Genomic DNA, 22,836 nt, shown 5'->3' on the forward strand with positions numbered 1-22,836 from the left:
ACCTAAATAAAAAAATCACAGCTGGTATGTTCCCTGCACTTCTCTGCTGGCAAACACTCAACAACAGGAGAAGTCACCATGACCATGCGTCAATGCGCTATCTACGGTAAAGGCGGTATCGGTAAATCCACCACCACCCAGAATCTCGTCGCGGCTCTCGCCGAGATGGGTAAGAAAGTGATGATCGTCGGCTGCGATCCGAAGGCGGACTCCACCCGTCTGATCCTCCATGCGAAAGCCCAGAACACCATTATGGAGATGGCGGCGGAAGTGGGCTCGGTCGAGGATCTGGAGCTCGAAGACGTGCTGCAAATCGGCTATGGCGATGTCCGTTGCGCCGAATCCGGCGGCCCGGAGCCAGGCGTCGGCTGTGCCGGACGCGGGGTGATCACCGCCATCAACTTCCTCGAAGAAGAAGGCGCCTATGAAGAAGATCTGGATTTCGTCTTCTATGACGTCCTCGGCGACGTGGTCTGCGGCGGCTTCGCTATGCCGATCCGCGAAAACAAAGCCCAGGAGATCTACATCGTCTGCTCCGGCGAGATGATGGCGATGTATGCCGCCAACAATATCTCCAAAGGGATCGTGAAGTACGCCAAATCCGGCAAGGTACGCCTCGGCGGCCTGATCTGTAACTCGCGTAAAACCGACCGCGAAGATGAGCTGATCATCGCCCTGGCGGAGAAGCTTGGCACCCAGATGATCCACTTCGTTCCCCGCGACAACATTGTGCAGCGCGCGGAGATCCGCCGGATGACGGTGATCGAGTACGACCCGACCTGTCAGCAGGCCAACGAATATCGTCAACTGGCGCAGAAGATCGTCAATAACACCAAAAAAGTAGTGCCGACCCCCTGCACCATGGACGAGCTGGAGTCGCTGCTGATGGAGTTCGGCATCATGGAAGAAGAAGACACCAGCATCATTGGTAAAACCGCCGCTGAAGAAAACGCGGCCTGAGTACAGGATCCTCACCATGACCAACGCAACAGGCGAACGTAACCTTGCGCTCATCCAGGAAGTCCTGGAGGTGTTTCCCGAAACCGCGCGCAAAGAGCGCAGAAAGCACATGATGATCAGCGATCCGCAGATGGAGAGCGTCGGCAAGTGCATTATCTCGAACCGTAAATCGCAGCCCGGGGTGATGACCGTGCGCGGCTGCGCCTACGCCGGCTCGAAAGGGGTGGTGTTTGGGCCAATCAAAGACATGGCCCATATCTCGCACGGCCCCATCGGCTGCGGCCAGTACTCGCGCGCCGGACGGCGCAACTACTATACCGGCGTCAGCGGTGTCGACAGCTTCGGCACCCTGAACTTCACCTCTGATTTTCAGGAGCGCGATATTGTCTTCGGCGGCGATAAAAAGCTGAGCAAACTGATCGAAGAGATGGAGCTGCTGTTCCCGCTGACCAAAGGGATCACTATCCAGTCGGAGTGCCCGGTGGGCCTGATCGGCGATGACATAAGCGCCGTGGCCAACGCCAGCAGCAAGGCGCTGGATAAACCGGTGATCCCGGTGCGCTGCGAAGGCTTTCGCGGCGTCTCGCAATCGCTGGGCCACCATATCGCCAACGACGTGGTGCGCGACTGGGTGCTGAACAATCGCGAAGGGCAGCCGTTTGCCAGCACCCCGTACGATGTTGCCATCATTGGCGATTACAACATCGGCGGCGACGCCTGGGCCTCGCGCATTCTGCTGGAAGAGATGGGGCTGCGGGTAGTGGCGCAGTGGTCCGGCGACGGCACCCTGGTGGAGATGGAGAACACCCCGTTCGTTAAGCTCAACCTCGTCCACTGCTACCGCTCGATGAACTATATCGCCCGCCATATGGAGGAGAAACATCAGATCCCGTGGATGGAATATAACTTCTTCGGCCCGACCAAAATCGCCGAATCACTGCGCAAAATCGCCGATCAATTTGATGACACCATTCGCGCCAATGCGGAAGCGGTGATCGCCAAATATGAGGGGCAGATGGCGGCCATCATCGCCAAATATCGCCCGCGACTGGAGGGGCGCAAAGTGCTGCTGTACATGGGGGGGCTGCGGCCGCGCCACGTCATCGGCGCCTATGAGGATCTCGGGATGGAGATCATCGCCGCCGGCTACGAGTTTGCCCATAACGATGATTACGACCGCACTCTGCCGGACCTGAAAGAGGGCACTCTGCTGTTTGACGATGCCAGCAGCTATGAGCTGGAGACCTTCGTCAAAGCGCTGAAGCCCGACCTCATCGGTTCCGGGATCAAAGAGAAATATATCTTCCAGAAAATGGGGGTGCCGTTCCGCCAGATGCACTCCTGGGACTATTCCGGCCCCTATCACGGCTATGACGGCTTCGCCATCTTTGCCCGCGATATGGATATGACCCTGAACAATCCGGCGTGGAACGAACTGACTGCCCCGTGGCTGAAGTCTGCGTGATTGCCCCTTCACTATCCCGTCAGTCCACCGATTTGTGGCGCGGGAGGAGAACACCATGAGCCAAACGATCGATAAAATTCACAGCTGTTATCCGCTGTTTGAACAGGATGAATACCAGACCCTGTTCCAGAACAAAAAGAGCCTTGAAGAGGCGCACGACGCACAGCGCGTCCAGGAGGTGTTTGCCTGGACCACCACCGCCGAGTATGAAGCGCTGAACTTCCAGCGCGAGGCGCTGACCGTCGACCCGGCCAAAGCCTGCCAGCCGCTCGGCGCCGTACTCTGCGCGCTGGGGTTCGCCGGTACCCTGCCCTACGTGCACGGCTCCCAGGGCTGCGTCGCCTATTTTCGCACCTACTTTAACCGCCATTTTAAAGAGCCGGTGGCCTGCGTCTCCGACTCCATGACCGAGGACGCGGCGGTGTTCGGCGGCAACAACAACATGAATCTGGGCCTGCAGAATGCCAGCGCGTTGTATAAACCCGAGATTATCGCCGTCTCCACCACCTGCATGGCCGAGGTGATCGGCGACGATCTGCAGGCGTTTATCGCCAACGCCAAAAAAGAGGGATTTGTTGACGACAGCATCGCCATTCCTTACGCCCATACCCCCAGCTTTATCGGCAGCCATGTCACCGGCTGGGACAATATGTTCGAAGGGTTCGCGAAGACCTTTACCGCTGACTACGCCGGGCAGCCGGGCAAACAGCAAAAGCTCAATCTGGTGACCGGATTTGAGACCTATCTCGGCAACTTCCGCGTGCTGAAGCGGATGATGGCGCAGATGGATGTCCCGTGCAGCCTGCTCTCCGACCCATCCGAGGTGCTCGACACCCCCGCCGACGGCCATTACCGGATGTACGCCGGCGGCACCAGCCAACAGGAGATCAAAACCGCGCCGGACGCCATTGACACCCTCCTGCTGCAGCCGTGGCAGCTGGTGAAAAGCAAAAAGGTGGTTCAGGAGATGTGGAATCAGCCCGCGACGGAGGTGGCCGTTCCGTTGGGTCTGGCCGCTACCGACGCGCTGCTGATGACCGTTAGTCAGCTAACCGGCAAACCGATCGCCGACGCCCTGACCCTGGAGCGCGGCCGGCTGGTGGACATGATGCTGGACTCCCACACCTGGCTGCACGGCAAAAAATTCGGCCTCTATGGCGATCCGGATTTCGTGATGGGCCTGACGCGCTTCCTGCTGGAGCTGGGCTGCGAGCCGACGGTGATCCTCAGCCATAACGCCAATAAACGCTGGCAAAAAGCGATGAAGAAAATGCTCGATGCCTCGCCGTACGGCCAGGACAGCGAAGTGTTCATCAACTGCGACCTGTGGCACTTCCGGTCGCTGATGTTCACCCGCCAGCCGGACTTTATGATCGGTAACTCCTACGGCAAGTTTATCCAGCGCGATACCCTGGCGAAGGGCAAAGCCTTCGAAGTGCCGCTGATCCGTCTCGGCTTTCCGCTGTTCGACCGCCATCATCTGCACCGCCAGACCACCTGGGGCTATGAAGGCGCGATGAACATCGTCACGACGCTGGTGAACGCCGTGCTGGAAAAACTGGACCACGAGACCAGCCAGTTGGGCAAAACCGATTACAGCTTCGACCTCGTTCGTTAACCATCAGGCGCCCCGCCGCAGGCGGGGCCAGGAGGGAGTATGCCCATCGTGATTTTCCGTGAGCGCGGCGAGGCGCTGTATGCCTATATCGCCAAACAGGATCTGGAGGCTCGGGTGCTCCAGGTCGAACATGACGAGACCGACCGCTGGGGCGGCGCGATTGCCCTTGAAGGGGGGCGTCGCTACTACGTCAATCCGCAGCCGGGGCGGCCGGTCTTCCCGATAAGCCTGCGCGCCACCCGCAGCACGCTGCTATAAGGAGCTGGAAATGTCCGATAACGATACCCTTTTCTGGCGTCTGCTGGCGCTGTTCCAGACGCTGCCGGAGCTGCAGCCGGTGCAAGTCGTCGACTGGCTGGCGCAGGAGTGCGGCGAGACCTTGACCCCGGCACGCTTAACCACCCTGACGCAGCCTCAGCTGGCCGCCAGCTTTCCTTCGGCGACGGCGGTGATGTCCCCGGCCCGCTGGGCGCGGGTCATCGCCTGCCTTCAGGGGGCGCTGCCCGGCCATTTACGCATCGCCCGCCACCCTCAGCGAACGCCGCAGCTGCGGGTCGCTTTTTGCTCGCAGGATGGCCTGACCATCAATGGTCATTTTGGCCAGAACCGGCTGTTTTTTATCTATGCCTTCGATGACCAGGGCGGCTGGCTGGCAGATCTGCGCCGCTATGCCTCCCCTTCGGCGGCGTCTGACGCCAGCGAGATGCGCGCCAGGCTACTGGAGGATTGCCATCTGCTGTTTTGTCAGGAGATTGGCGGGCCTGCCGCCGCGAGGTTGATCCGCCATCAGATCCATCCGATGAAAGCGCCACCGGGCACGACGATTCAGGCGCAGTGCGCCGCGGTGAGCGCGATGCTGGCCGGTCGGCTGCCGCCGTGGCTGGCGAAGCGCCTCAACCGGGATAACCCTCTGGAGGAACGTGTTTTTTAATCGTTGTGTTGTGCTTGTTGCCCGCCGACCCCGCGGGCCTTTTTTTTGCCCCCGCAGGGGCATCCTTTCTTTCAGCAAGACAAGCGCCGCAGGACAGGGACAAAAGTGACAGCGGGGGGTTGGGCGCATCAGGAAATGTTGTGCTTGTTGCCCGCCGACCCCGCGGGCTTATTTTTGCCCCCGCAGGGGCATCCTTTCTTTCAGCAAGGCAAGCGCCGCAGGACAGGGACAAAAGTAACAGCGGGGGGTTAGGCGCATCAGGAAATGTTGTGCTTGTTGCCCGCCGACCCCGCGGGCCTTTTTTTACCCCTGCAGGGACATCCTTTCTTTCAGCAAGGCAAGCGCCGCAGGACAGGGACAAAAGTGACAGCGGGGGGTTGGGCGCATCAGGAAAATTGGCGAGAACGCAGGCGCGCATCCAGGACTGGCCGCCAGGACGGCGGCCAGAGGGCGGTCGAGACAGGGATGTCGAGTCCGCCCGTTCCGCCAGATGAAGCCGGAGTGGAGCGGACCGCGCAGCGGCAATTTTCAGCGCCATGCGGGGGGTCATGGGGGGCGGGCGAAACGCCCCCCATGCCGTTCACCCGCAGAGGGCGCGATGAAATAGAGAGGAAGGTCGGTGAACGGAATATTCCACCTTATCGACCCTTCCCGCCATTCACCAGTCTGCAGCAATACTGTCGCGGTAAATCCAGTTATCAGCGCGATAAATCATGCCCCCCCTTGTCCGATTGTTGCCTTTGTCGCAAAACCCACAACCCTTTTTCCTTAAAAATCAATCCCCTTCTCCCTGGAGCGCGAATTGCATCACCTCTCCGGTCTCCCACCGTCAACGAGGTCACTATGAAGGGAAAGGAAATTCTGGCGCTGCTGGACGAACCCGCCTGCGAGCACAACCAGAAGCAAAAATCCGGCTGCAGCGCCCCTAAGCCCGGCGCCACCGCCGGCGGCTGCGCCTTCGACGGCGCGCAGATAACGCTCCTGCCCATCGCCGACGTCGCGCACCTGGTGCACGGCCCCATCGGCTGCGCGGGCAGCTCGTGGGATAACCGTGGCAGCGTCAGCGCCGGCCCGGCCCTCAACCGGCTCGGCTTTACCACCGATCTCAACGAACAGGATGTGATTATGGGCCGCGGCGAACGCCGTCTGTTCCACGCCGTGCGTCACATCGTCGACCGCTATCGCCCGGCGGCGGTCTTTATCTACAACACCTGCGTACCGGCGATGGAGGGCGATGACATCGAAGCGGTATGCCAGGCCGCGCAGACCGCCACCGGCGTCCCGGTCATCGCCATTGACGCCGCCGGCTTCTACGGCAGCAAAAATCTTGGCAACCGGATGGCGGGCGACGTGATGCTCAGGCAGGTGATTGGCCAGCGCGAACCCGCCCCGTGGCCGGACAACACGCCCTTTGCCCCGGCCCAGCGCCACGATATCGGCCTGATTGGCGAATTCAATATCGCCGGCGAGTTCTGGCAGGTCCAGCCGCTGCTCGACGAGCTGGGGATCCGCGTCCTCGGCAGCCTCTCCGGCGACGGCCGCTTTGCCGAGATCCAGACCCTGCACCGGGCGCAGGCCAATATGCTGGTCTGCTCGCGGGCGCTGATCAACGTCGCCCGGGGGCTGGAGCTGCGCTACGGCACGCCGTGGTTTGAAGGCAGCTTCTACGGGATCCGCGCCACCTCCGACGCCCTGCGCCAGCTGGCGGCGCTGCTGGGGGATGACGACCTGTGCCGCCGCACCGAGGCGCTGATCGCCCGCGAGGAGCGAGCGGCGGAGCAGGCGCTGGCGCCGTGGCGCGAGCAGCTCCGCGGGCGCAAGGTGCTGCTCTACACCGGCGGCGTGAAATCCTGGTCGGTGGTCTCGGCCCTGCAGGATCTCGGCATGACCGTGGTGGCCACCGGCACGCGGAAATCCACCGAGGAGGATAAACAGCGGATCCGGGAGCTGATGGGCGACGAGGCGGTGATGCTTGAGGAGGGCAACGCCCGCACCCTGCTCGACGTGGTGTACCGCTATCAGGCCGACCTGATGATCGCCGGCGGACGCAATATGTACACCGCCTGGAAAGCCCGGCTGCCGTTTCTCGATATCAATCAGGAGCGGGAGCACGCCTACGCTGGCTACCAGGGCATCATCACCCTCGCCCGCCAGCTTTGTCTGACCCTCGCCAGCCCCGTCTGGCCGCAAACGCATGCCCGCGCCCCGTGGCGCTAGGAGAACACCATGGCAGACCTTATCCGTAGCGAAAAACCGCTGGCGGTGAGCCCGATTAAAACCGGGCAACCGCTCGGGGCGATCCTCGCCAGCCTCGGGCTGGCCCAGGCCATCCCGCTGGTCCACGGCGCCCAGGGCTGCAGCGCCTTCGCCAAAGTTTTCTTTATTCAGCATTTCCATGACCCGGTGCCGCTGCAGTCGACGGCCATGGATCCGACCGCCACGATCATGGGGGCCGACGGCAATATCTTCACCGCGCTCGACACCCTCTGCCAGCGCCACAGTCCGCAGGCCATCGTGCTGCTCAGCACCGGTCTGGCGGAAGCGCAGGGCAGCGATATCGCCCGGGTGGTGCGCCAGTTTCGCGAGGCGCATCCCCGCCATAACGGGGTGGCGATCCTCACCGTCAACACCCCGGATTTTTTTGGCTCTATGGAAAACGGCTACAGCGCGGTGATCGAGAGCATCATCGAGCAGTGGGTGGCGCCGACGCCGCGGCCGGGGCAGCGCCCCCGGCGGGTCAACCTGCTGGTCAGCCACCTCTGTTCGCCAGGGGATATCGAATGGCTGAGCCGCTGCGTGGAGGCCTTTGGCCTGCAGCCGGTGGTCCTGCCGGACCTCTCGCTGTCGATGGATGGCCACCTCGGTCAGGGGGATTTTACGCCCCTGACCCAGGGCGGCGCCTCGCTGCGCCAGATTGCGCAGATGGGCCAGAGTCTGGGCAGCTTCGCCATCGGCGTGTCAATGCAGCGGGCGGCATCCCTCCTGAGCCAGCGCAGCCGGGGGGACGTGATCGCCCTGCCGCACCTGATGACTCTCGACCACTGCGATACCTTTATCCATCAGCTGGCGAAGCTGTCCGGACGCCGCGTACCGGCCTGGATTGAGCGCCAGCGCGGCCAGCTGCAGGATGCGATGATCGACTGCCATATGTGGCTGCAGGGCCAGCGCATGGCGATGGCCGCGGAGGGCGACCTGCTGGCGGCATGGTGTGATTTCGCCCGCAGCCAGGGGATCCAGCCCGGCCCGCTGGTCGCCCCCACCAGCCACCCCAGCCTGCGCCAGCTGCCGGTCGAGCAGGTGGTGCCGGGGGATCTTGAGGATCTCCAGCAGTTGCTGAGCCACCAACCCGCCGATCTGCTGGTGGCTAACTCGCACGCCCGCGATCTGGCGGAGCAGTTTGCCCTGCCGCTGATCCGCGTCGGCTTTCCCCTTTTCGACCGGCTCGGCGAGTTTCGCCGGGTCCGCCAGGGGTACCCCGGCATGCGCGACACGCTGTTTGAGCTGGCCAATCTGCTGCGCGACCGCCATCACCACACCGCCCTCTACCGCTCGCCGCTTCGCCAGGGCGCCGACCCCCAGCCGGCTTCAGGAGACACTTATGCCGCCCATTAACCGACAGTTTGAGATGGTCCACGCCGACGAGTGGTCGATGAAAGTCGCCTTCGCCAGCTCCGATTACCGCCACGTCGATCAGCATTTTGGCGCCACGCCGCGGCTGGTGGTCTACGGCGTCAAGGCGGATCGAGTCACCCTGCTGCGGGTGGTGGAGTTCCCGGTCGTCAGCGGCCATCAGACCGAGAAGATAGCCGAGCGTGTCCACGCCCTGGAGGATTGCGTCACCCTGTTCTGCGTGGCGATTGGCGAGGCGGTTTTTCGCCAGCTGCTGCAGGTGGGCGTCCGCGCCGAACGGGTTCCCGACCAGACCACCATCCTCGGCTTACTGCAGGAGATCCAGCTCTCCTGGTATGAAAAAGCGCAGCGCCGCAGCACGCGGCAACGCGACCCGCAGCGCTTTAACCGCCTGCTGGAGGAGCAGACATGGCGGGAGGAGCCCGACCCGCAGCCCTGAGCCTGTCGTTTATGTGACAAAGCCCACAAAACGCCACAACAGTGTCGGCTCTGTCGGGGGAGCTGATTCAGCCAGATAATTAATAAATAAGGTTTTTATGCGTTGGTACTGCAATTGCTTGGGGAACAGTACCACCGCCAGTCTGCGGTGCACCGCGCCCCGGCATTTTCGTCATCATCCCTGGAGCTGACAGCATGTGGAACTACTCCGAGAAAGTGAAAGACCATTTTTTTCATCCCCGCAACGCGCGCGTGGTCGACAACGCCAACGCGGTGGGCGATGTGGGTTCATTAAGCTGCGGCGATGCGCTGCGCCTGATGCTGCGGGTTGATCCGCACACCGAGATCATCGAGGAGGCCGGCTTCCAGACCTTCGGCTGCGGCAGCGCCATCGCCTCCTCTTCCGCGCTGACGGAGCTGATTATCGGCCACACCCTGACCGAAGCCGGGCAGATCACCAACCAGCAGATCGCCGACTACCTCGACGGTCTGCCGCCGGAGAAAATGCACTGCTCGGTGATGGGCCAGGAGGCGCTGCGTGCGGCCATCGCCCATTTTCGCGGCGAAAGCCTTGAGGAGGAGCATGAGGAGGGCAAGCTGATCTGTAAATGCTTCGGCGTCGACGAAGGGCATATTCGCCGGGCCGTGGTGAACAACGGCCTGACCACCCTCGAGGAAGTGATCAACTACACCAAGGCCGGCGGGGGCTGTACCGCCTGCCATGAAAAAATTGAGCTGGCGCTGGCGGCGATCCTCGCCCAACAGCCGCCCGCCCCCCTGCCGGCGGAGACGACCCAGGATGCGCACTGGCAAAGCGTGGTCGATACCATCAACGAGCTGCGCCCGCACATTCAGGCCGACGGCGGCGACATGACGCTGGTGAGCGTCACCCCGCGCCAGGTGACCGTCAGCCTCTCCGGCAGCTGCAGCGGCTGCATGATGACCGACATGACCCTCGCCTGGCTGCAGCAGAAGCTGATGGAGCGTACCGGAAGTTACATGGACGTGGTGGCGGCCCCGGCCGCGGTTAACTAACCCAAGGGGGATACGATGAAACCTGTTTATCTCGATAACAACGCCACCACCCGTCTCGACCCGATGGTTCTCGACGCGATGATGCCCTTTTTGACCGACTTTTACGGCAACCCTTCGTCGATACACGATTTTGGTCTGCCGGCGCAGGCCGCCCTTGAACGGGCGCACCAACAGGTGGCCGCCCTGCTCGGAGCCGACTACCCCAGCGAGATCATCTTTACCTCCTGCGCCACCGAGGCCACCACCACCGCCATCGCCTCGGCGGTGGCCCTGATGCCGGAGCGGCGCGAGATCATCACCAGCGTGGTCGAACATCCCGCCACCCTGGCGGTGTGCGAACAGCTGGAGCGCCAGGGATACCTGATCCACCGTATCGCCGTGGATCGGCAGGGGGCCCTCGATATGGCGCAGTTTCGGGCGGCGCTTAGCCCGCGCGTGGCGCTGGTCAGCATTATGTGGGCCAATAACGAAACCGGCGTCATGTTCCCGGTGCCCGAGCTGGCGGAGCTGGCCCATGAGCAGGGCGCGCTGTTTCACTGCGACGCCGTGCAGGTGGTGGGCAAAATCCCGATGGCGCTCAGCCAGACGCGGATCGATATGCTCTCCTGCTCGGCGCATAAATTCCACGGCCCCAAAGGGGTGGGCTGCCTCTGGCTGCGGCGGGGAACGCGGTTTCGCCCGCTGCTGCGCGGCGGCCACCAGGCGCATGGCCGGCGGGCCGGTACGGAAAATATCAGCGGCATTGTCGGGATGGGTGCCGCCAGCGAGCTGGCGCAGGTCCATCTCCCGGGCATGGCGCAGATTAGCCAGCTGCGCGATCGCCTTGCACACCATCTCCAGGCCACTATCCCGGCGGTAACGGTGATGGGCGGCAGCCAGCCGCGGGTGCCCGGCACGCTTAATCTGGCCTTCGAGTGCATTGAAGGCGAGGCGATCCTGCTGCTGATGAATCAGGCCGGGATCGCCGCCTCCAGCGGCAGCGCCTGCACCTCCGGCTCGCTGGAGCCGTCGCACGTCATGCGGGCGATGAATATCCCCTACACCGCGGCCCACGGCACCGTTCGCTTCTCCCTCTCGCGCTACACCCGGGAAAAAGAGATCGACTACGTCATCGCCGCCCTGCCGCCCATTATCGACCGGCTGCGCGCCCTGTCGCCCTACTGGCGGAACGGCCAGCCGCACCTGCAGGATGGCGCCTTCACGCCGGTCTACGGTTAAGACGGAGAGACGAAAATGGGACGCGTACTGATCAATGACACCACCCTGCGCGATGGCGAACAGAGTCCCGGCGTGGCCTTCCAGGCCAGCGAAAAAATCGCCATCGCCGAGGCGCTGTACGCGGCGGGGATCGAGGCGCTGGAGGTCGGCACCCCGGCGATGGGCGAGGAGGAGTGCGCCCGTATCCGGCTGGTGCGCCGTCAGCTCCCGGGCGCCACGCTGATGACCTGGTGCCGAATGCAGGCCGGCGAAATTCGCCAGAGCGCCGAGCTGGGCATGGACTGGGTGGATATCTCCATTCCCGCCTCCGACAAGCTGCGGCAGTACAAACTGCGCGAGAGCTTACCGCTGCTGCTGGAGCGGCTGGCGGCCCTGATCCACCTCGCCCACACCCTTGGCCTGAAGGTCTGCATTGGCTGTGAGGACGCCTCGCGAGCCAGCGACGCGACGCTGCAGGACATTGCCCGGCAGGCCGGCGAGGCGGGAGCCACCCGTCTGCGCTATGCCGATACCCTCGGTATCCTCGACCCGTTCACTACCGCGGCGCAGATCGCCGCCCTGCGCCGCGTCTGGCCCGGCGAACTCGAGATGCACGCCCATAACGATCTGGGCCTGGCTACCGCCAACACCCTGGCGGCGGTCCGCGCCGGGGCCACCAGCGTGAACACCACCGTGCTGGGCCTGGGCGAACGGGCGGGCAACGCGGCGCTGGAGACCGTGGCGCTCGGGCTGGAGCGCTGCCTGGGCGTCGAGACCGGGGTGCGTTTCACCGCCCTGCCGGCGCTGTGCGAACAGGTGGCCCTCGCCACCCGCCGCCCGGTGGATCCCCAGCAGCCGCTGGTGGGCGAGCTGGTCTTTACCCACGAATCCGGCGTGCACGTCGCGGCGCTGCTGCGCGACAGCGAGAGCTATCAGGCGATCGACCCCGCCCTGCTGGGCCGCGGCTATCGGCTGGTGCTGGGCAAACACTCTGGTCGCCAGGCGGTTAACGGCGTCTTCGACCGGATGGGCTATCACCTGACGTCAGCGCAAATTGACCAGCTGCTGCCCGCGCTCCGCCACTTTGCGGAAACCGGTAAACGCAGCCCGCGGGATGATGAGCTGGCGGCAATCTTTCACGCGCTCTGTGGCGCCGAAACGCTGCAGGCCAGGGGGTAAGCATGGAGTGGTTTTATCAGATCCCCGGCGTAGACGACCTGCGCTCCGCCGACGCCTTCTTTCAGTTTTTCGCCGTTCCCTACCAGCCCGAGCGTCTGGCCCACTGCAGCCTGCCGGTGCTGGCCGCCTTTCACCGTAAGCTGAAGGCGGAAGTGCCTCTGCTCAACCAGCTGGAGGAGAACCCGCGCGCGCACTGGCTGCTGGCGCGCCGGCTGCTGGCGGAGAGTTATCAGCAACAGTTCGAGGAGAACAGGCCATGAGACCCACATTCACCTTTAGCGAAGCGGTCCGCGTCGTGCGCGCCATCCGCAACGATGGCACCTATGCGGGCCTGCCATCCGGCGCCCTGCTGGTGCGCCGGGGCAGCATCGGCTATGTCCGCGACTGGGGGGTGTTCTTGCAGGACCAGATCATCTACCAGATCCACTTCCCGGACTGTGACCGGGTTGTCGGCTGCCGCGAACAGGAGCTGATTGCCGGCGATCGGCCCTGGCTGGCGGGGAATCTGCAGTATGGCGATAACGTCACCTGCCAGACGGCGCTGACGTTGCAGGGCGAAGTGGTGGTCAACGTCGGTCAGCAGGGGCGCATTGAAGCCACCGATCGGGGCGAGCGCGGCGACGGCTATATCGTCGACTTCGGCGGCCGCTGGTTCCTGGTGCCGGTGACCGCGCTGGCCCTGGCAGAGGAGGAAGAATAATGCAGCCATGGCAACGATTTGGCCGGCGGCGGCTGGCGCAGAGCCGCTGGAACTGCGAACCGGCGGCCATCGCCGCGGCGGACCGGGAGGCCTTCGAGGCGGCCTGGCAGCGTCAGGCCAGCGTGGAGCAGGCGCTGGTCGCCCAGGTCGCGGCGGAGGCGATCCCCGCCGCGCTACGGGAAGGCCTCGCCGCTTCGCTGGGCGCCTGGCTGGATGAGGGCGGGTTTACGCCGCCGGAGCGGGCGGCGATCGTCCTGCATCATGCCCGGCTGGAAACCGCCTTCGCCGGGATTGCCAGCCAGGCGCCGCAGCCGGATCCCGCCACGGTGCAGGCCTGGTATCTGCGGCATCAGGCGCAGTTTATCCGCCCGGAACAGCGGTTGACCCGCCATCTGCTGCTCACCGTCGATGGCGACGACCCGGCGGTTTACTCGCGCATCCAGGCGCTTCATGGGCAAATCGCGGCCTCCCGCGAGGCGTTTGCGCCGCTGGCCCAGCGACACTCCCACTGTCCAAGCGCCCTCGACGGCGGACTGCTGGGGTGGATCGGCCGGGGGTTGCTTTATCCGCAGCTGGAGGAGGCCCTGTTCGCGCTGACGGAAAACGCGCTGAGCGCGCCGGTGGCCAGCGAGCTGGGCTGGCACCTGGTATGGTGCGAAGCCATCCGCCCCGCCGCGCCGATGACGCCTGAGCAGGCGCTGGAAAGCGCCCGCGATTACCTTAGTCAACAGAGCCAGCGCCGCCACCAGCGCCAGTGGCTGGCTGAGATGTTAGCGCGCCAGCCGGGGCTGTGCGGGTAGCCGACAGGCCACCCGCCAGCGTTTACAGCAGGTGCGGTTTAATCTCCTCAAGCCAGGTAGCCAGGCGCGTTTCGGTTTCGTCGAACTGGTTATCCTGGTCCAGCACCAGCCCGACAAACCGCTCCCCCTCCAGCGCCGATGAGGCGCTGAACTCATACCCCTCGTTCGGCCAGCTGCCGATCATCGTCGCCCCGCGGGCGCGCAGGGCGTCGTACAGCGGCCGCAGCCCGCTGGCGAAGTTATCGGGATAGCCGCGCTGATCGCCGAGGCCAAACAGCGCCACCGTTTTCCCCTGCAGGCTGACGTCGCCGAGGGTCTGAAGAAATTCCGCCCACGACTCGCTCTCGCCCCCGGCCTCAAGGCCCGGCAGCTGGCCGTCGCCAAGCGTCGGCGTGCCCAGCAGCAGCGCCGGGTAGGCCAGCAGGTCCGCCAGCGTGGCGCGGTTAATATTGACCGGGGCGGCGGCGGCCTCCCCTAATTGCTTGTGGATCATTTTCGCGATTTTGCGGGTTTTACCGGTATCGGTGCCAAAGAAAATGCCAATGTTGGCCATAGTACGCTCCTGTCGGAATGGTGTCGGAAATAGGGATAACCGCAGGGGTATTGCGAAGGCTGTGCCAGGTTGCCCTGCACCGTGACGGCCCATCCCTGCCCCATCAGGATCGCTTCCCGCCGCAGCAGCGCCCGCGAAAGGCGGCCCCGGCGGGCCGAAAGGTAAAAATCAGCGGATTTTCCCCCTGTCGGATCAATGTTTCGTTCGGTCGTTTCGATAAGGGCGCACAGTTTGCATGGTTATCCGGGTTCGGCTCAGCCCGCCGCGATCCGCGCAGGGTGTCGGACAATTTGTCATAACTGCGACACAGGAGTTTACGATGACCCTGAATATGATGCTCGATAACGCCGCGCCGGAAGCCATCGCCGGCGCGCTGACTCAACAACATCCGGGGCTGTTTTTTACCATGGTGGAACAGGCCTCGGTGGCGATCTCCCTCACCGACGCCAGCGCCAGGATCATCTACGCCAACCCGGCGTTTTGCCGCCAGACCGGCTATTCGCTGGCGCAATTGTTAAATCAGAACCCGCGCCTGCTGGCCAGCAGCCAGACGCCGCGCGAGATCTATCAGGAGATGTGGCACACCCTGCTCCAGCGTCAGCCGTGGCGCGGCCAGTTGATTAACCAGCGGCGTGACGGCGGCCTGTACCTGGTGGAGATTGACATCACTCCGGTGCTCAGTCCGCAGGGGGAACTGGAGCACTATCTGGCGATGCAGCGGGATATCAGCGTCAGCTATACCCTGGAGCAGCGGCTGCGCAACCATATGACCCTGATGGAGGCGGTGCTGAATAATATTCCCGCCGCCGTGGTGGTGGTGGACGAGCAGGATCGGGTGGTGATGGACAACCTCGCCTATAAAACCTTCTGCGCCGACTGCGGCGGCCGGGAGCTGCTCACCGAGCTGCAGGTCTCCCCTGGCCGAATGACGCCCGGCGTGGAACAGATCCTGCCGGTGGCGATCCGCGGGGCCGCGCGCTGGCTGTCGGTGACCTGCTGGCCGCTGCCCGGCGTCAGCGAAGAGGCCAGCCGCTACTTTATCGACAGCGCCCTGGCGCGAAGCCTGGTGGTGATCGCCGACTGTACCCAGCAGCGCCAGCAGCAGGAGCAGGGCCGCCTCGACCGGCTGAAGCAGCAAATGACCGCCGGCAAGCTGCTGGCGGCGATCCGCGAGTCGCTGGACGCCGCGCTGATCCAGCTGAACTGCCCGATTAACATGCTGGCGGCGGCCCGTCGGCTGAACGGCGAGAGCAGCGGCAACGTGGCGCTGGAGGCCGCCTGGCGAGAAGGGGAAGAGGCGATGGCCCGGCTCCAGCGCTGTCGCCCGTCGCTGGAACTCGAAAGCCCCGCCGTCTGGCCGCTGCAGCCCTTTTTCGACGACCTGTGCGCCCTCTACCGCACCCGCTTCGATCCCGAGGGGCTACAGCTGGACATGGCCTCACCACATCTGATCGGCTTTGGCCAGCGCACTCAGCTGCTGGCGTGCTTAAGCCTGTGGCTCGACCGCACCCTGGCCCTCGCCGCCGAGCTGCCTTCCGTCCCGCTGGCGATGCAGCTCTATGCCGAGGAAAACGACGGCTGGCTGGCGCTGTACCTGACCGACAACGTGCCGCTGCTGCAGGTGCGCTACGCCCACTCCCCCGACGCACTGAATTCGCCGGGCAAAGGCATGGAGCTGCGGCTGATCCAGACCCTGGTGGCGCACCATCGCGGGGCCATCGAGCTGGCTTCCCGGCCGCAGGGCGGCACCTGCCTGACCCTGCGTTTCCCGTTGTTTAACACCCTGAACGGAGGTGAAGCATGATCCCCGAATCCGACCCGGACACCACCGTCAGACGCTTCGACCTCTCTCAGCAGTTCACCGCCATGCAGCGGATAAGCGTGGTGCTGAGCCGCGCCACCGAGGCCAGCAAAACGCTACAGGAGGTGCTCAGCGTATTGCACAACGATGCCTTTATGCAGCACGGGATGATCTGTCTTTACGACAGCGAGCAGGAGATCCTCAGTATCGAAGCGCTGCAGCAAACCGAGCAGCAGACCCTCCCCGGCAGCGCGCAGATCCGCTATCGTCCCGGCGAGGGGCTGGTGGGGACGGTGCTGGCCCAGGGGCAGTCGCTGGTGCTGCCGCGGGTCGCCGACGATCAGCGTTTTCTCGACCGTCTGAGCCTCTACGATTATGACCTGCCGTTTATCGCCGTGCCGCTAATGGGGCCCAACGCCCGGCCCATGGGAGTGCTGGCGGCCCAGCCGATGGCGCGCCAGGAAGAGCGGCTGCCGGCCTGCACCCGCTTTCTCGAAACCGTCGCCAACCTCATCGCCCAGACCATCCGGTTGATGATCCTCCCGGCCTCCGCCACCCTGCCGGGCCGCCAGCCGCCGAAGGTGGAACGGCCGCCGAAGGTGGAACGGCCGCCGGCCTGCTCGTCGTCGCGCGGGGTGGGCCTTGACAATATGGTCGGCAAGAGCCCGGCGATGCGCCAGATCGTGGAGGTGATCCGCCAGGTTTCGCGCTGGGACACCACCGTGCTGGTGCGCGGCGAAAGCGGCACCGGGAAGGAGCTGATCGCCAATGCCATCCACCACCATTCGCCGCGGGCTGGCGCCGCCTTCGTCAAATTTAACTGCGCGGCGCTGCCGGACAACCTGCTGGAAAGCGAACTGTTCGGCCATGAAAAAGGCGCCTTTACCGGGGCGGTGCGCCAGCGTAAGGGGCGTTTTGAGCTGGCGGATGGTGGCACCCTGTTTCTCGACGAGATTGGCGAAAGCAGCGCCTCATTCCAGGCTAAGCTGCTGCGCATCCTCCAGGAGGGGGAGATGGAGCGGGTCGGCGGCGATGAGACCCTGCGGGTGAATGTCCGCATCATCGCTGCCACCAACCGCCACCTGGAGGAGGAGGTCCGGCTGGGCCACTTCCGCGAGGATCTTTACTATCGCCTGAACGTGATGCCCATCGCCCTGCCCCCGCTGCGCGAGCGTCAGGAGGACATCGCCGAGCTGGCGCACTTTCTGGTGCGCAAAATTGGCCAGCATCAGGGGCGCACGCTGCGGATCAGCGAGGGGGCGATCCGCCTGCTGATGGAGTACAGCTGGCCGGGCAACGTCCGCGAACTGGAGAACTGCCTCGAACGATCGGCGGTGATGTCCGAGAGCGGCCTGATCGATCGCGACGTGATCCTCTTCACCCACCAGGAACGTCCGGCCAAAGCCCTGCCCGCCAGCGGGCCAGCGGAAGACAGCTGGCTGGACAACAGCCTGGATGAACGCCAGCGGCTGATCGCCGCGCTGGAAAAAGCCGGCTGGGTGCAGGCCAAGGCGGCGCGGCTGCTGGGGATGACGCCGCGCCAGGTCGCCTACCGGATCCAGATCATGGATATCACCCTGCCGCGTCTGTAGGCCGCGGTGTCAGGTTCAGGACATTGTCGCCCGTGCGGCGGGAACACGACAATATTTTGCCGCAGGGAAGCGGAATAACTCATTATTTTTCAGTTTGATATAAAATCGCTCTCTGGTATGCCCTTTGCAGCAGGAAGGTATCGCCCAACCAAGAAGGTACGACCATGACTTCCTGCTCTTCTTTTTCCGGCGGCAACGCCTGTCAGTCGGCGGACGCCAGCGCGTTAGCGCCGCGGGTGGCCGATAAGGTCGCCGCGCACCCCTGCTACTCCCGCAGCGGGCACCACCGTTTCGCCCGGATGCATCTCCCGGTCGCCCCGGCCTGCAATCTGCAGTGCAACTACTGCAACCGTAAATTCGACTGCAGCAATGAATCCCGCCCCGGGGTGTCATCGACGCTGCTGACCCCCGAGCAGGCGGTGCTGAAAGTGCGCCAGGTGGCCCAGGCCATCCCGCAGCTGTCGGTGGTTGGCATTGCCGGGCCCGGCGATCCGCTGGCCAATATGACCCGCACCTTCCGCACCCTGGAGCTGGTCCGCGACCAGCTTCCGGACCTGAAATTATGCCTGTCGACCAACGGGCTGATGCTGCCCGACGCGGTGGATCGCCTGCTGGAGGTCGGCGTGGATCACGTTACGGTGACCATCAACACTCTGGATGCCGAGATCGCCGGGCAAATCTACGCCTGGCTGTGGCTCGACGGCGAACGCTACCGCGGTCGGGAAGCCGGGGAGATCCTGATAGCCCGCCAGCTGGAGGGGGTCCGCAGGCTAACCAACGCCGGGGTGCTGGTCAAGATAAACTCGGTGCTGATCCCGGGGATCAACGACAGCGGCATGGCCGAGGTCAGCCGTTGTTTGCGGGAAAGCGGCGCGTTTATTCACAATATTATGCCGCTGATTGCCAGACCGGAGCACGGCACGGTCTTTGGCCTCAACGGCCAGCCGGAACCGGACGCCGGGATGCTCGCCGCGATCCGCAGCCAGTGCGGGGCAGCGATGCCGCAGATGACCCACTGCCACCAGTGCCGCGCCGACGCCATCGGCATGCTGGGCGAAGATCGCAGCCAGCAGTTTACCCAGCTTCCGGACCCGGACAGCCTCCCCGACTGGCTGCCCATCCTCCACCAACGCGCCGAACTTCATGCCAGCCTCGCCACCCGGGGAGAGTCGGAGGCGGATGACGCCTGTCTGGTGGCGGTAGCCTCCAGCCGCGGCGAGGTGATTGATTGTCATTTTGGCCATGCCGACCGCTTCTCGATCTACAGCCTGTCGGCCGCCGGCATGGTGCTGGTAGGCGAGCGCTTTACGCCGAAATATTGCCGCGGCGCGGAGGAGTGCGAACCGCAGGAGAACGAGGCCAGACTGGCGGCGCTCCTCGCGCTGCTCGCCGACGTGAAAGCGGTGTTCTGCGTGCGTATCGGCCATACGCCATGGCAACAGCTCGAGCGACAGGGCATTGAGCCGCAGGTGGATGGCGCGTGGCGGTCGGTCGCCGAGGTGCTGCCCGCCTGGTGGCAGCGGCGGCGACAGAGCCTGGCGGCATCGCGTCTGCGTCAGGGGGTCGCCTGATGGCGCCGGTTGACTGGTTGACCCGCCTGTGGCGACTGTATCACGCCGGAAAAGGCTGCTTTCCGCTGCGGATGGGTCTGAGCGTCGAGGCGTGGCTGGCCCTGCAGCAGCGGTTGGGCGAAATGGCGACGCCGCTGGACAGCGAGGCGCTGAGCCGCCGCCGGCTGATGACGGAGCTGAATGCCACCCGCGACGAAGAGCGCCGCCAGCTGGCGCGGTGGCTGGCGGAGTGGATGGCGCCGGGAGCCGAACCGATGGCGCCGATCGTCGCCGGGGCGGCGCTGGCGTTTAATCATCTGTGGGAGGATCTGGGTCTGGATTCGCGGGCGGAACTGGGCCGGCTGATGCGCGACTGCTTTCCGCAGCTGGTGGCGCAGAACGTCCACCATATGCGCTGGAAAAAGTTCTTTTATCGCCAGCGCTGCCTGCAGTCGCAGGGGGAGATCGTCTGCCGCTCGCCGAGCTGCGACGAGTGCCTGGAGCGCAGCCTCTGCTTCGAACCGCCGCCGCAATAAACAACCCGCAGGTGTCCTGACCGCTAACCCAATACTGCTTCTGTTTTACCGCTTTACGCGAATATCTGCCGGGTGGCGCTTCGCTTACCCGGCCTACAAAGCCATTTATATATCAGAAGGTTATTCAATACCGTAGGCCCGGCAAGCGCAGCGCCGCCGGGCAAGGACAGCGGGCGCGGAGCCGCTTTTGTGCCGGGTGGCGGCTGGCGCCTTACCCGGCCTACAGGGTTCGTGCGACCTGTCCTTGATTTACCCACTTGCGTGACTGAAACTGCCGGTGCTGGCGGCCTCAAAATCGCTGAGACGTTCCCGGAAGGCCGGGGCAGCCCGCATGGATGCGGGCTGAGGGCCGTGTTTTGCATGGACGCTGCCTCGGCCCGACCCGAAGCCTGCAGGGATAAGTCGAAGGTACCGCGTAGCGGCGATTTTGCTGGCCGGAGCCCGGGGGTACAGGGGGCGGCGGCGACTGGCCGCCCCCTGTGCGCTCCCTGCGCCATGAGAGACATAACGCAGAAGACTTACCGGGAGCGCAATGCCCGCTGAAGCCACAGATAACATAAAAGACTTCCCAGCAGTGCTTTCCCTCACCCTAACCTCTCCCGGGGGGAGAGGGAACCGTCCGGCAGTCGTTTCCGTGGCCAACATATTGCCGGGCAAGGGCAGCGGGCGCGGAGCCGCTTTTGTGCCGGGTGGCGGCTGCGCCTGACCCGGCCTACAAAGCCATTTACTTATCAGAAAGTTACACTACACCGTTGGCCCGGCAAGCGCAGCGCCGCCGGGCAAAAAACAGGTCCCGGTATCGAACAAGCGCAGACGAAAAAAAGCCGGAGGTTTCCCTCCGGCTTTTCTCATTCACATCACGCTACGCCTTACGCCACGTCTTCGTACTGCGGCACCGGGTTGCGGAAGCTTTTGGTCACGCAGGCCAGATAGACCAGACCGATACCGGCCCAGATCAGGCCCAGAATCATCGAGCTCTCTTCCAGGTTGACCCACAGCGCGCCGACGGTCAGGGCGCCGCACATCGGCAGGAACAGATACTGGAAGTGGTCTTTCAGCGTCTTGTTGCGTTTCTCACGGATCCAGAACTGCGAAATTACCGACAGGTTAACAAAGGTAAACGCCACCAGCGCACCAAAGTTAATCAGCGCCGTCGCCATCACCAGGTCGAAGTTAATCGCCAGCAGGGCAATAGCGCCGACCAGGATGATGTTCATCGCCGGGGTGCGCCAGGTCGGGTGGACGTAGCCGAAGAAGCTTTTCGGGAATACGCCGTCACGACCCATCACGTACATCAGACGCGCCACGCCAGCGTGCGCCGCCATACCGGAAGCCAGTACGGTGATGGTGGAGAAGATCAGCGCGCCCACCTGGAAGGCTTTACCTGCCACGTAGAGCATAATTTCCGGCTGTGACGCATCCGGATCTTTAAAGCGCGAGATATCCGGGAAGTACAGCTGCAGGAAGTAGGTGGCAAAGATGAAGATCAGGCCGCCGATCAGCGCGGTCAGGAAGATCGCGCGCGGAATGACGCGCTCTGCATCTTTGGTCTCTTCAGACAGGTTGCTGATGCCGTCGAAGCCGGTAAACGAGAAGCACAGGATCGTCGCCCCGGTAATCATCGGGATCACGTGCGCGTCACCGGACCAGAACGGACGGCTGCTGGCCAGCGTACCGGCGCCTTCGCCTTCAAACACGCCATAAATCACCATGCCGAGAATGACGGCAATCAGCACCACCTGCAGCACCACGATCACGGTGTTGAAGTTGGCCACGGATTTAATGCTGCGCAAGTTAAAGGCGGTCATAAAGGCGACCAGCGCGATAACAAACACCCACGACGGAATCGAAGGCACCAGCGCTTCAAAATAGATTTTCGCCAGCAGAATGTTGATCATCGGCGCGAACAGGTAGTCGAGCAGCGAGGACCAACCCACCATAAAGCCAACGGTCGGGCTGATGGATTTCTGTGCATAGGTATACGCCGAGCCGGCGGACGGGTAACGACGTACCAGCTTGCCGTAGCTCAGCGCAGTAAACAGGATAGCGATTAACGCAAAGGCGTAGGCCGTCGGCACGTGACCGTCGGTCATACCAGAGACGATACCAAACGTATCGAACAGCGTCATCGGCTGCATATAGGCCAGGCCCATCATTACAACCGGAACTAGCGTAAGTGTTTTACGTAATTCCACGCGAGAGGTATTTGGAGTAGCGTTATGCGACATAGTTATCCCCTTTTACGGTGAACGCCAGCGCGTAAGCAAAAAATTGCCCCATTTCTTTCTATTCCTCAGCGACAACGACTGTCGGTTTTTAGTAAATATCTATCCGGTACGAAGCCCGGCCTCTTGGTATTGAATGATGTGTCTTTCGACCAAAAAAATAACCGACACTTTAAAAAAAAGCGTCGGCTAGTCTCTGGTTTTCAGGCCGCATATTTTGCAACAAATTCAACGGCGTTGACAAGATGTTATGAAGTTCATTGCGTAAGCATATTTTTTAACGTGCTAATATCTATACGGTTTCCATATGATAAATTGTAAAAATAGCACTATTTGCTAATAGCGTTTCCCGCCACCATTTACCAGCCAAACCGCAGGTAGCGTCATTCCAGCCGATCCACGCGTGCTGACGAGGCGACTGCCCGCGCACGGTCAAGCTGACCAGTTCGCCGCTCTCCAGCAGCCCCTGCACCTGGTAACGCGGCAGGCAGCCCCACCCCAGCCCCATGCGCAGCAGCGCCAGCTGCCCCGTAACGTCACATACCGTCAGGGTCTCCTGATCGCCGAGCAGCGCCCCGCCCTCGCCGGTGGCGACCGCGCGGTAACGGCGCAGAGTTCGCCAGCTC

General features: G+C 63.4%; 22 protein-coding genes. 18 read left to right on the forward strand and 4 right to left on the reverse strand.

The genetic code is table 11. From position 1 onward, the window contains the following. Positions 1–78: 78 nt before the first annotated feature. From nifH to nifM, 14 genes are all read left to right on the forward strand, one after another. Positions 79–960 (forward strand): nitrogenase iron protein, encoded by an 882-nt coding sequence (gene nifH / locus KHQ24_RS17835; protein WP_004203553.1) that lies wholly within the window; start codon positions 79–81, stop codon positions 958–960. 16 nt (positions 961–976) lie between these two features. Further along, positions 977–2,425: a nitrogenase molybdenum-iron protein alpha chain gene (gene nifD, locus KHQ24_RS17840; protein WP_049003984.1), complete on the forward strand. Its 1,449-nt coding sequence runs from the start codon at positions 977–979 to the stop codon at positions 2,423–2,425. 55 nt (positions 2,426–2,480) lie between these two features. Then, positions 2,481–4,043 carry a nitrogenase molybdenum-iron protein subunit beta gene (gene nifK / locus KHQ24_RS17845; RefSeq protein WP_135683283.1) on the forward strand — a complete coding sequence of 521 codons (1,563 nt, stop codon included), beginning with the start codon at positions 2,481–2,483 and terminating at the stop codon, positions 4,041–4,043. Positions 4,044–4,082: 39 nt separating this feature from the next. Then, positions 4,083–4,301 carry a putative nitrogen fixation protein NifT gene (nifT, locus tag KHQ24_RS17850; RefSeq protein ID WP_004203557.1) on the forward strand — a complete coding sequence of 73 codons (219 nt, stop codon included), beginning with the start codon at positions 4,083–4,085 and terminating at the stop codon, positions 4,299–4,301. Positions 4,302–4,311: 10 nt separating this feature from the next. Beyond that, a complete protein-coding gene (locus KHQ24_RS17855; protein WP_004203559.1) occupies positions 4,312–4,974 on the forward strand; it encodes a NifB/NifX family molybdenum-iron cluster-binding protein in 663 nt (220 codons plus the stop codon). An 843-nt stretch (positions 4,975–5,817) separates the two neighbouring features. Beyond that, positions 5,818–7,191, forward strand: coding sequence for a nitrogenase iron-molybdenum cofactor biosynthesis protein NifE (gene nifE, locus KHQ24_RS17860; RefSeq protein ID WP_032454924.1), 1,374 nt, complete (start codon positions 5,818–5,820; stop codon positions 7,189–7,191). 9 nt (positions 7,192–7,200) lie between these two features. Next, complete coding sequence (gene nifN, locus KHQ24_RS17865) at positions 7,201–8,586, forward strand: nitrogenase iron-molybdenum cofactor biosynthesis protein NifN (RefSeq protein WP_135683282.1); 1,386 nt, start codon at positions 7,201–7,203, stop codon at positions 8,584–8,586. Further along, positions 8,573–9,043 (forward strand): NifB/NifX family molybdenum-iron cluster-binding protein, encoded by a 471-nt coding sequence (locus KHQ24_RS17870; protein WP_004203562.1) that lies wholly within the window; start codon positions 8,573–8,575, stop codon positions 9,041–9,043. The genes nifN and KHQ24_RS17870 overlap by 14 nt, the downstream gene beginning before the upstream one ends. A 194-nt stretch (positions 9,044–9,237) precedes the next feature. Further along, positions 9,238–10,077 carry a Fe-S cluster assembly protein NifU gene (gene nifU / locus KHQ24_RS17875; protein ID WP_004203564.1) on the forward strand — a complete coding sequence of 280 codons (840 nt, stop codon included), beginning with the start codon at positions 9,238–9,240 and terminating at the stop codon, positions 10,075–10,077. 15 nt (positions 10,078–10,092) lie between these two features. Further along, on the forward strand, positions 10,093–11,295 hold the full coding sequence (nifS, locus tag KHQ24_RS17880; protein WP_032456832.1) for a cysteine desulfurase NifS: 1,203 nt from the start codon (positions 10,093–10,095) through the stop codon (positions 11,293–11,295). A gap of 15 nt (positions 11,296–11,310) precedes the next feature. Then, positions 11,311–12,453: a homocitrate synthase gene (gene nifV / locus KHQ24_RS17885; RefSeq protein ID WP_032456840.1), complete on the forward strand. Its 1,143-nt coding sequence runs from the start codon at positions 11,311–11,313 to the stop codon at positions 12,451–12,453. A 2-nt stretch (positions 12,454–12,455) separates the two neighbouring features. Then, positions 12,456–12,713 (forward strand): nitrogenase-stabilizing/protective protein NifW, encoded by a 258-nt coding sequence (locus tag KHQ24_RS17890; protein ID WP_004203568.1) that lies wholly within the window; start codon positions 12,456–12,458, stop codon positions 12,711–12,713. Further along, on the forward strand, positions 12,710–13,153 hold the full coding sequence (locus tag KHQ24_RS17895; RefSeq protein WP_211777381.1) for a nitrogen fixation protein NifZ: 444 nt from the start codon (positions 12,710–12,712) through the stop codon (positions 13,151–13,153). Before KHQ24_RS17890 ends, KHQ24_RS17895 begins: the two co-directional genes overlap by 4 nt. Continuing rightward, on the forward strand, positions 13,153–13,953 hold the full coding sequence (gene nifM / locus KHQ24_RS17900; RefSeq protein ID WP_211777382.1) for a nitrogen fixation protein NifM: 801 nt from the start codon (positions 13,153–13,155) through the stop codon (positions 13,951–13,953). Before KHQ24_RS17895 ends, nifM begins: the two co-directional genes overlap by 1 nt. 22 nt (positions 13,954–13,975) lie before the next feature. Here the strand turns inward: nifM and KHQ24_RS17905 are convergent, their stop codons facing one another. Next, complete coding sequence (locus KHQ24_RS17905) at positions 13,976–14,506, reverse strand: flavodoxin (protein WP_032456835.1); 531 nt, start codon at positions 14,504–14,506, stop codon at positions 13,976–13,978. A gap of 319 nt (positions 14,507–14,825) precedes the next feature. On the opposite strand from KHQ24_RS17905, the gene nifL reads away from it, so the two are divergent. The 4 genes from nifL (at position 14,826) to KHQ24_RS17925 (ending at position 19,985) form a co-directional block, all read left to right on the forward strand. Continuing rightward, positions 14,826–16,310 (forward strand): nitrogen fixation negative regulator NifL, encoded by a 1,485-nt coding sequence (gene nifL / locus KHQ24_RS17910; RefSeq protein WP_065877370.1) that lies wholly within the window; start codon positions 14,826–14,828, stop codon positions 16,308–16,310. Beyond that, positions 16,307–17,899: a nif-specific transcriptional activator NifA gene (gene nifA, locus KHQ24_RS17915; protein ID WP_135683281.1), complete on the forward strand. Its 1,593-nt coding sequence runs from the start codon at positions 16,307–16,309 to the stop codon at positions 17,897–17,899. Before nifL ends, nifA begins: the two co-directional genes overlap by 4 nt. Before the next feature lie 164 nt (positions 17,900–18,063). After that, positions 18,064–19,470 (forward strand): nitrogenase cofactor biosynthesis protein NifB, encoded by a 1,407-nt coding sequence (gene nifB / locus KHQ24_RS17920; protein ID WP_004203575.1) that lies wholly within the window; start codon positions 18,064–18,066, stop codon positions 19,468–19,470. Continuing rightward, positions 19,470–19,985 carry a nitrogen fixation protein NifQ gene (locus KHQ24_RS17925; protein WP_004203576.1) on the forward strand — a complete coding sequence of 172 codons (516 nt, stop codon included), beginning with the start codon at positions 19,470–19,472 and terminating at the stop codon, positions 19,983–19,985. The genes nifB and KHQ24_RS17925 overlap by 1 nt, the downstream gene beginning before the upstream one ends. An 869-nt stretch (positions 19,986–20,854) precedes the next feature. Here KHQ24_RS17925 and plaP read toward each other — a convergent pair. From plaP to KHQ24_RS17940, 3 genes are all read right to left on the reverse strand, one after another. Beyond that, on the reverse strand, positions 20,855–22,213 hold the full coding sequence (gene plaP, locus KHQ24_RS17930) for a putrescine/proton symporter PlaP (RefSeq protein WP_004148994.1): 1,359 nt from the start codon (positions 22,211–22,213) through the stop codon (positions 20,855–20,857). Then, positions 22,203–22,265 carry a membrane protein YoeI gene (yoeI, locus tag KHQ24_RS24585; protein ID WP_096335043.1) on the reverse strand — a complete coding sequence of 21 codons (63 nt, stop codon included), beginning with the start codon at positions 22,263–22,265 and terminating at the stop codon, positions 22,203–22,205. Before yoeI ends, plaP begins: the two co-directional genes overlap by 11 nt. Positions 22,266–22,502: 237 nt before the next feature. Beyond that, positions 22,503–22,836: LysR substrate-binding domain-containing protein (locus KHQ24_RS17940; protein ID WP_323129445.1), on the reverse strand; the 334-nt coding region annotated here is incomplete at its 5' end.

It is taken from the genome of Klebsiella sp. 54 (assembly GCF_018223875.1).
Lineage (GTDB): Bacteria > Pseudomonadota > Gammaproteobacteria > Enterobacterales > Enterobacteriaceae > Klebsiella > Klebsiella quasipneumoniae.

Coding starts and splice junctions, on each gene's coding strand:
- nifH (WP_004203553.1), top strand. CDS start 79: ATGACCATGCGTCAATGCGCTATCTACGGTAAAGGCGGTATCGGTAAA.
- nifD (WP_049003984.1), top strand. CDS start 977: ATGACCAACGCAACAGGCGAACGTAACCTTGCGCTCATCCAGGAAGTC.
- nifK (WP_135683283.1), top strand. CDS start 2,481: ATGAGCCAAACGATCGATAAAATTCACAGCTGTTATCCGCTGTTTGAA.
- nifT (WP_004203557.1), top strand. CDS start 4,083: ATGCCCATCGTGATTTTCCGTGAGCGCGGCGAGGCGCTGTATGCCTAT.
- KHQ24_RS17855 (WP_004203559.1), top strand. CDS start 4,312: ATGTCCGATAACGATACCCTTTTCTGGCGTCTGCTGGCGCTGTTCCAG.
- nifE (WP_032454924.1), top strand. CDS start 5,818: ATGAAGGGAAAGGAAATTCTGGCGCTGCTGGACGAACCCGCCTGCGAG.
- nifN (WP_135683282.1), top strand. CDS start 7,201: ATGGCAGACCTTATCCGTAGCGAAAAACCGCTGGCGGTGAGCCCGATT.
- KHQ24_RS17870 (WP_004203562.1), top strand. CDS start 8,573: ATGCCGCCCATTAACCGACAGTTTGAGATGGTCCACGCCGACGAGTGG.
- nifU (WP_004203564.1), top strand. CDS start 9,238: ATGTGGAACTACTCCGAGAAAGTGAAAGACCATTTTTTTCATCCCCGC.
- nifS (WP_032456832.1), top strand. CDS start 10,093: ATGAAACCTGTTTATCTCGATAACAACGCCACCACCCGTCTCGACCCG.
- nifV (WP_032456840.1), top strand. CDS start 11,311: ATGGGACGCGTACTGATCAATGACACCACCCTGCGCGATGGCGAACAG.
- KHQ24_RS17890 (WP_004203568.1), top strand. CDS start 12,456: ATGGAGTGGTTTTATCAGATCCCCGGCGTAGACGACCTGCGCTCCGCC.
- KHQ24_RS17895 (WP_211777381.1), top strand. CDS start 12,710: ATGAGACCCACATTCACCTTTAGCGAAGCGGTCCGCGTCGTGCGCGCC.
- nifM (WP_211777382.1), top strand. CDS start 13,153: ATGCAGCCATGGCAACGATTTGGCCGGCGGCGGCTGGCGCAGAGCCGC.
- KHQ24_RS17905 (WP_032456835.1), bottom strand. CDS start 14,506: ATGGCCAACATTGGCATTTTCTTTGGCACCGATACCGGTAAAACCCGC.
- nifL (WP_065877370.1), top strand. CDS start 14,826: ATGACCCTGAATATGATGCTCGATAACGCCGCGCCGGAAGCCATCGCC.
- nifA (WP_135683281.1), top strand. CDS start 16,307: ATGATCCCCGAATCCGACCCGGACACCACCGTCAGACGCTTCGACCTC.
- nifB (WP_004203575.1), top strand. CDS start 18,064: ATGACTTCCTGCTCTTCTTTTTCCGGCGGCAACGCCTGTCAGTCGGCG.
- KHQ24_RS17925 (WP_004203576.1), top strand. CDS start 19,470: ATGGCGCCGGTTGACTGGTTGACCCGCCTGTGGCGACTGTATCACGCC.
- plaP (WP_004148994.1), bottom strand. CDS start 22,213: ATGTCGCATAACGCTACTCCAAATACCTCTCGCGTGGAATTACGTAAA.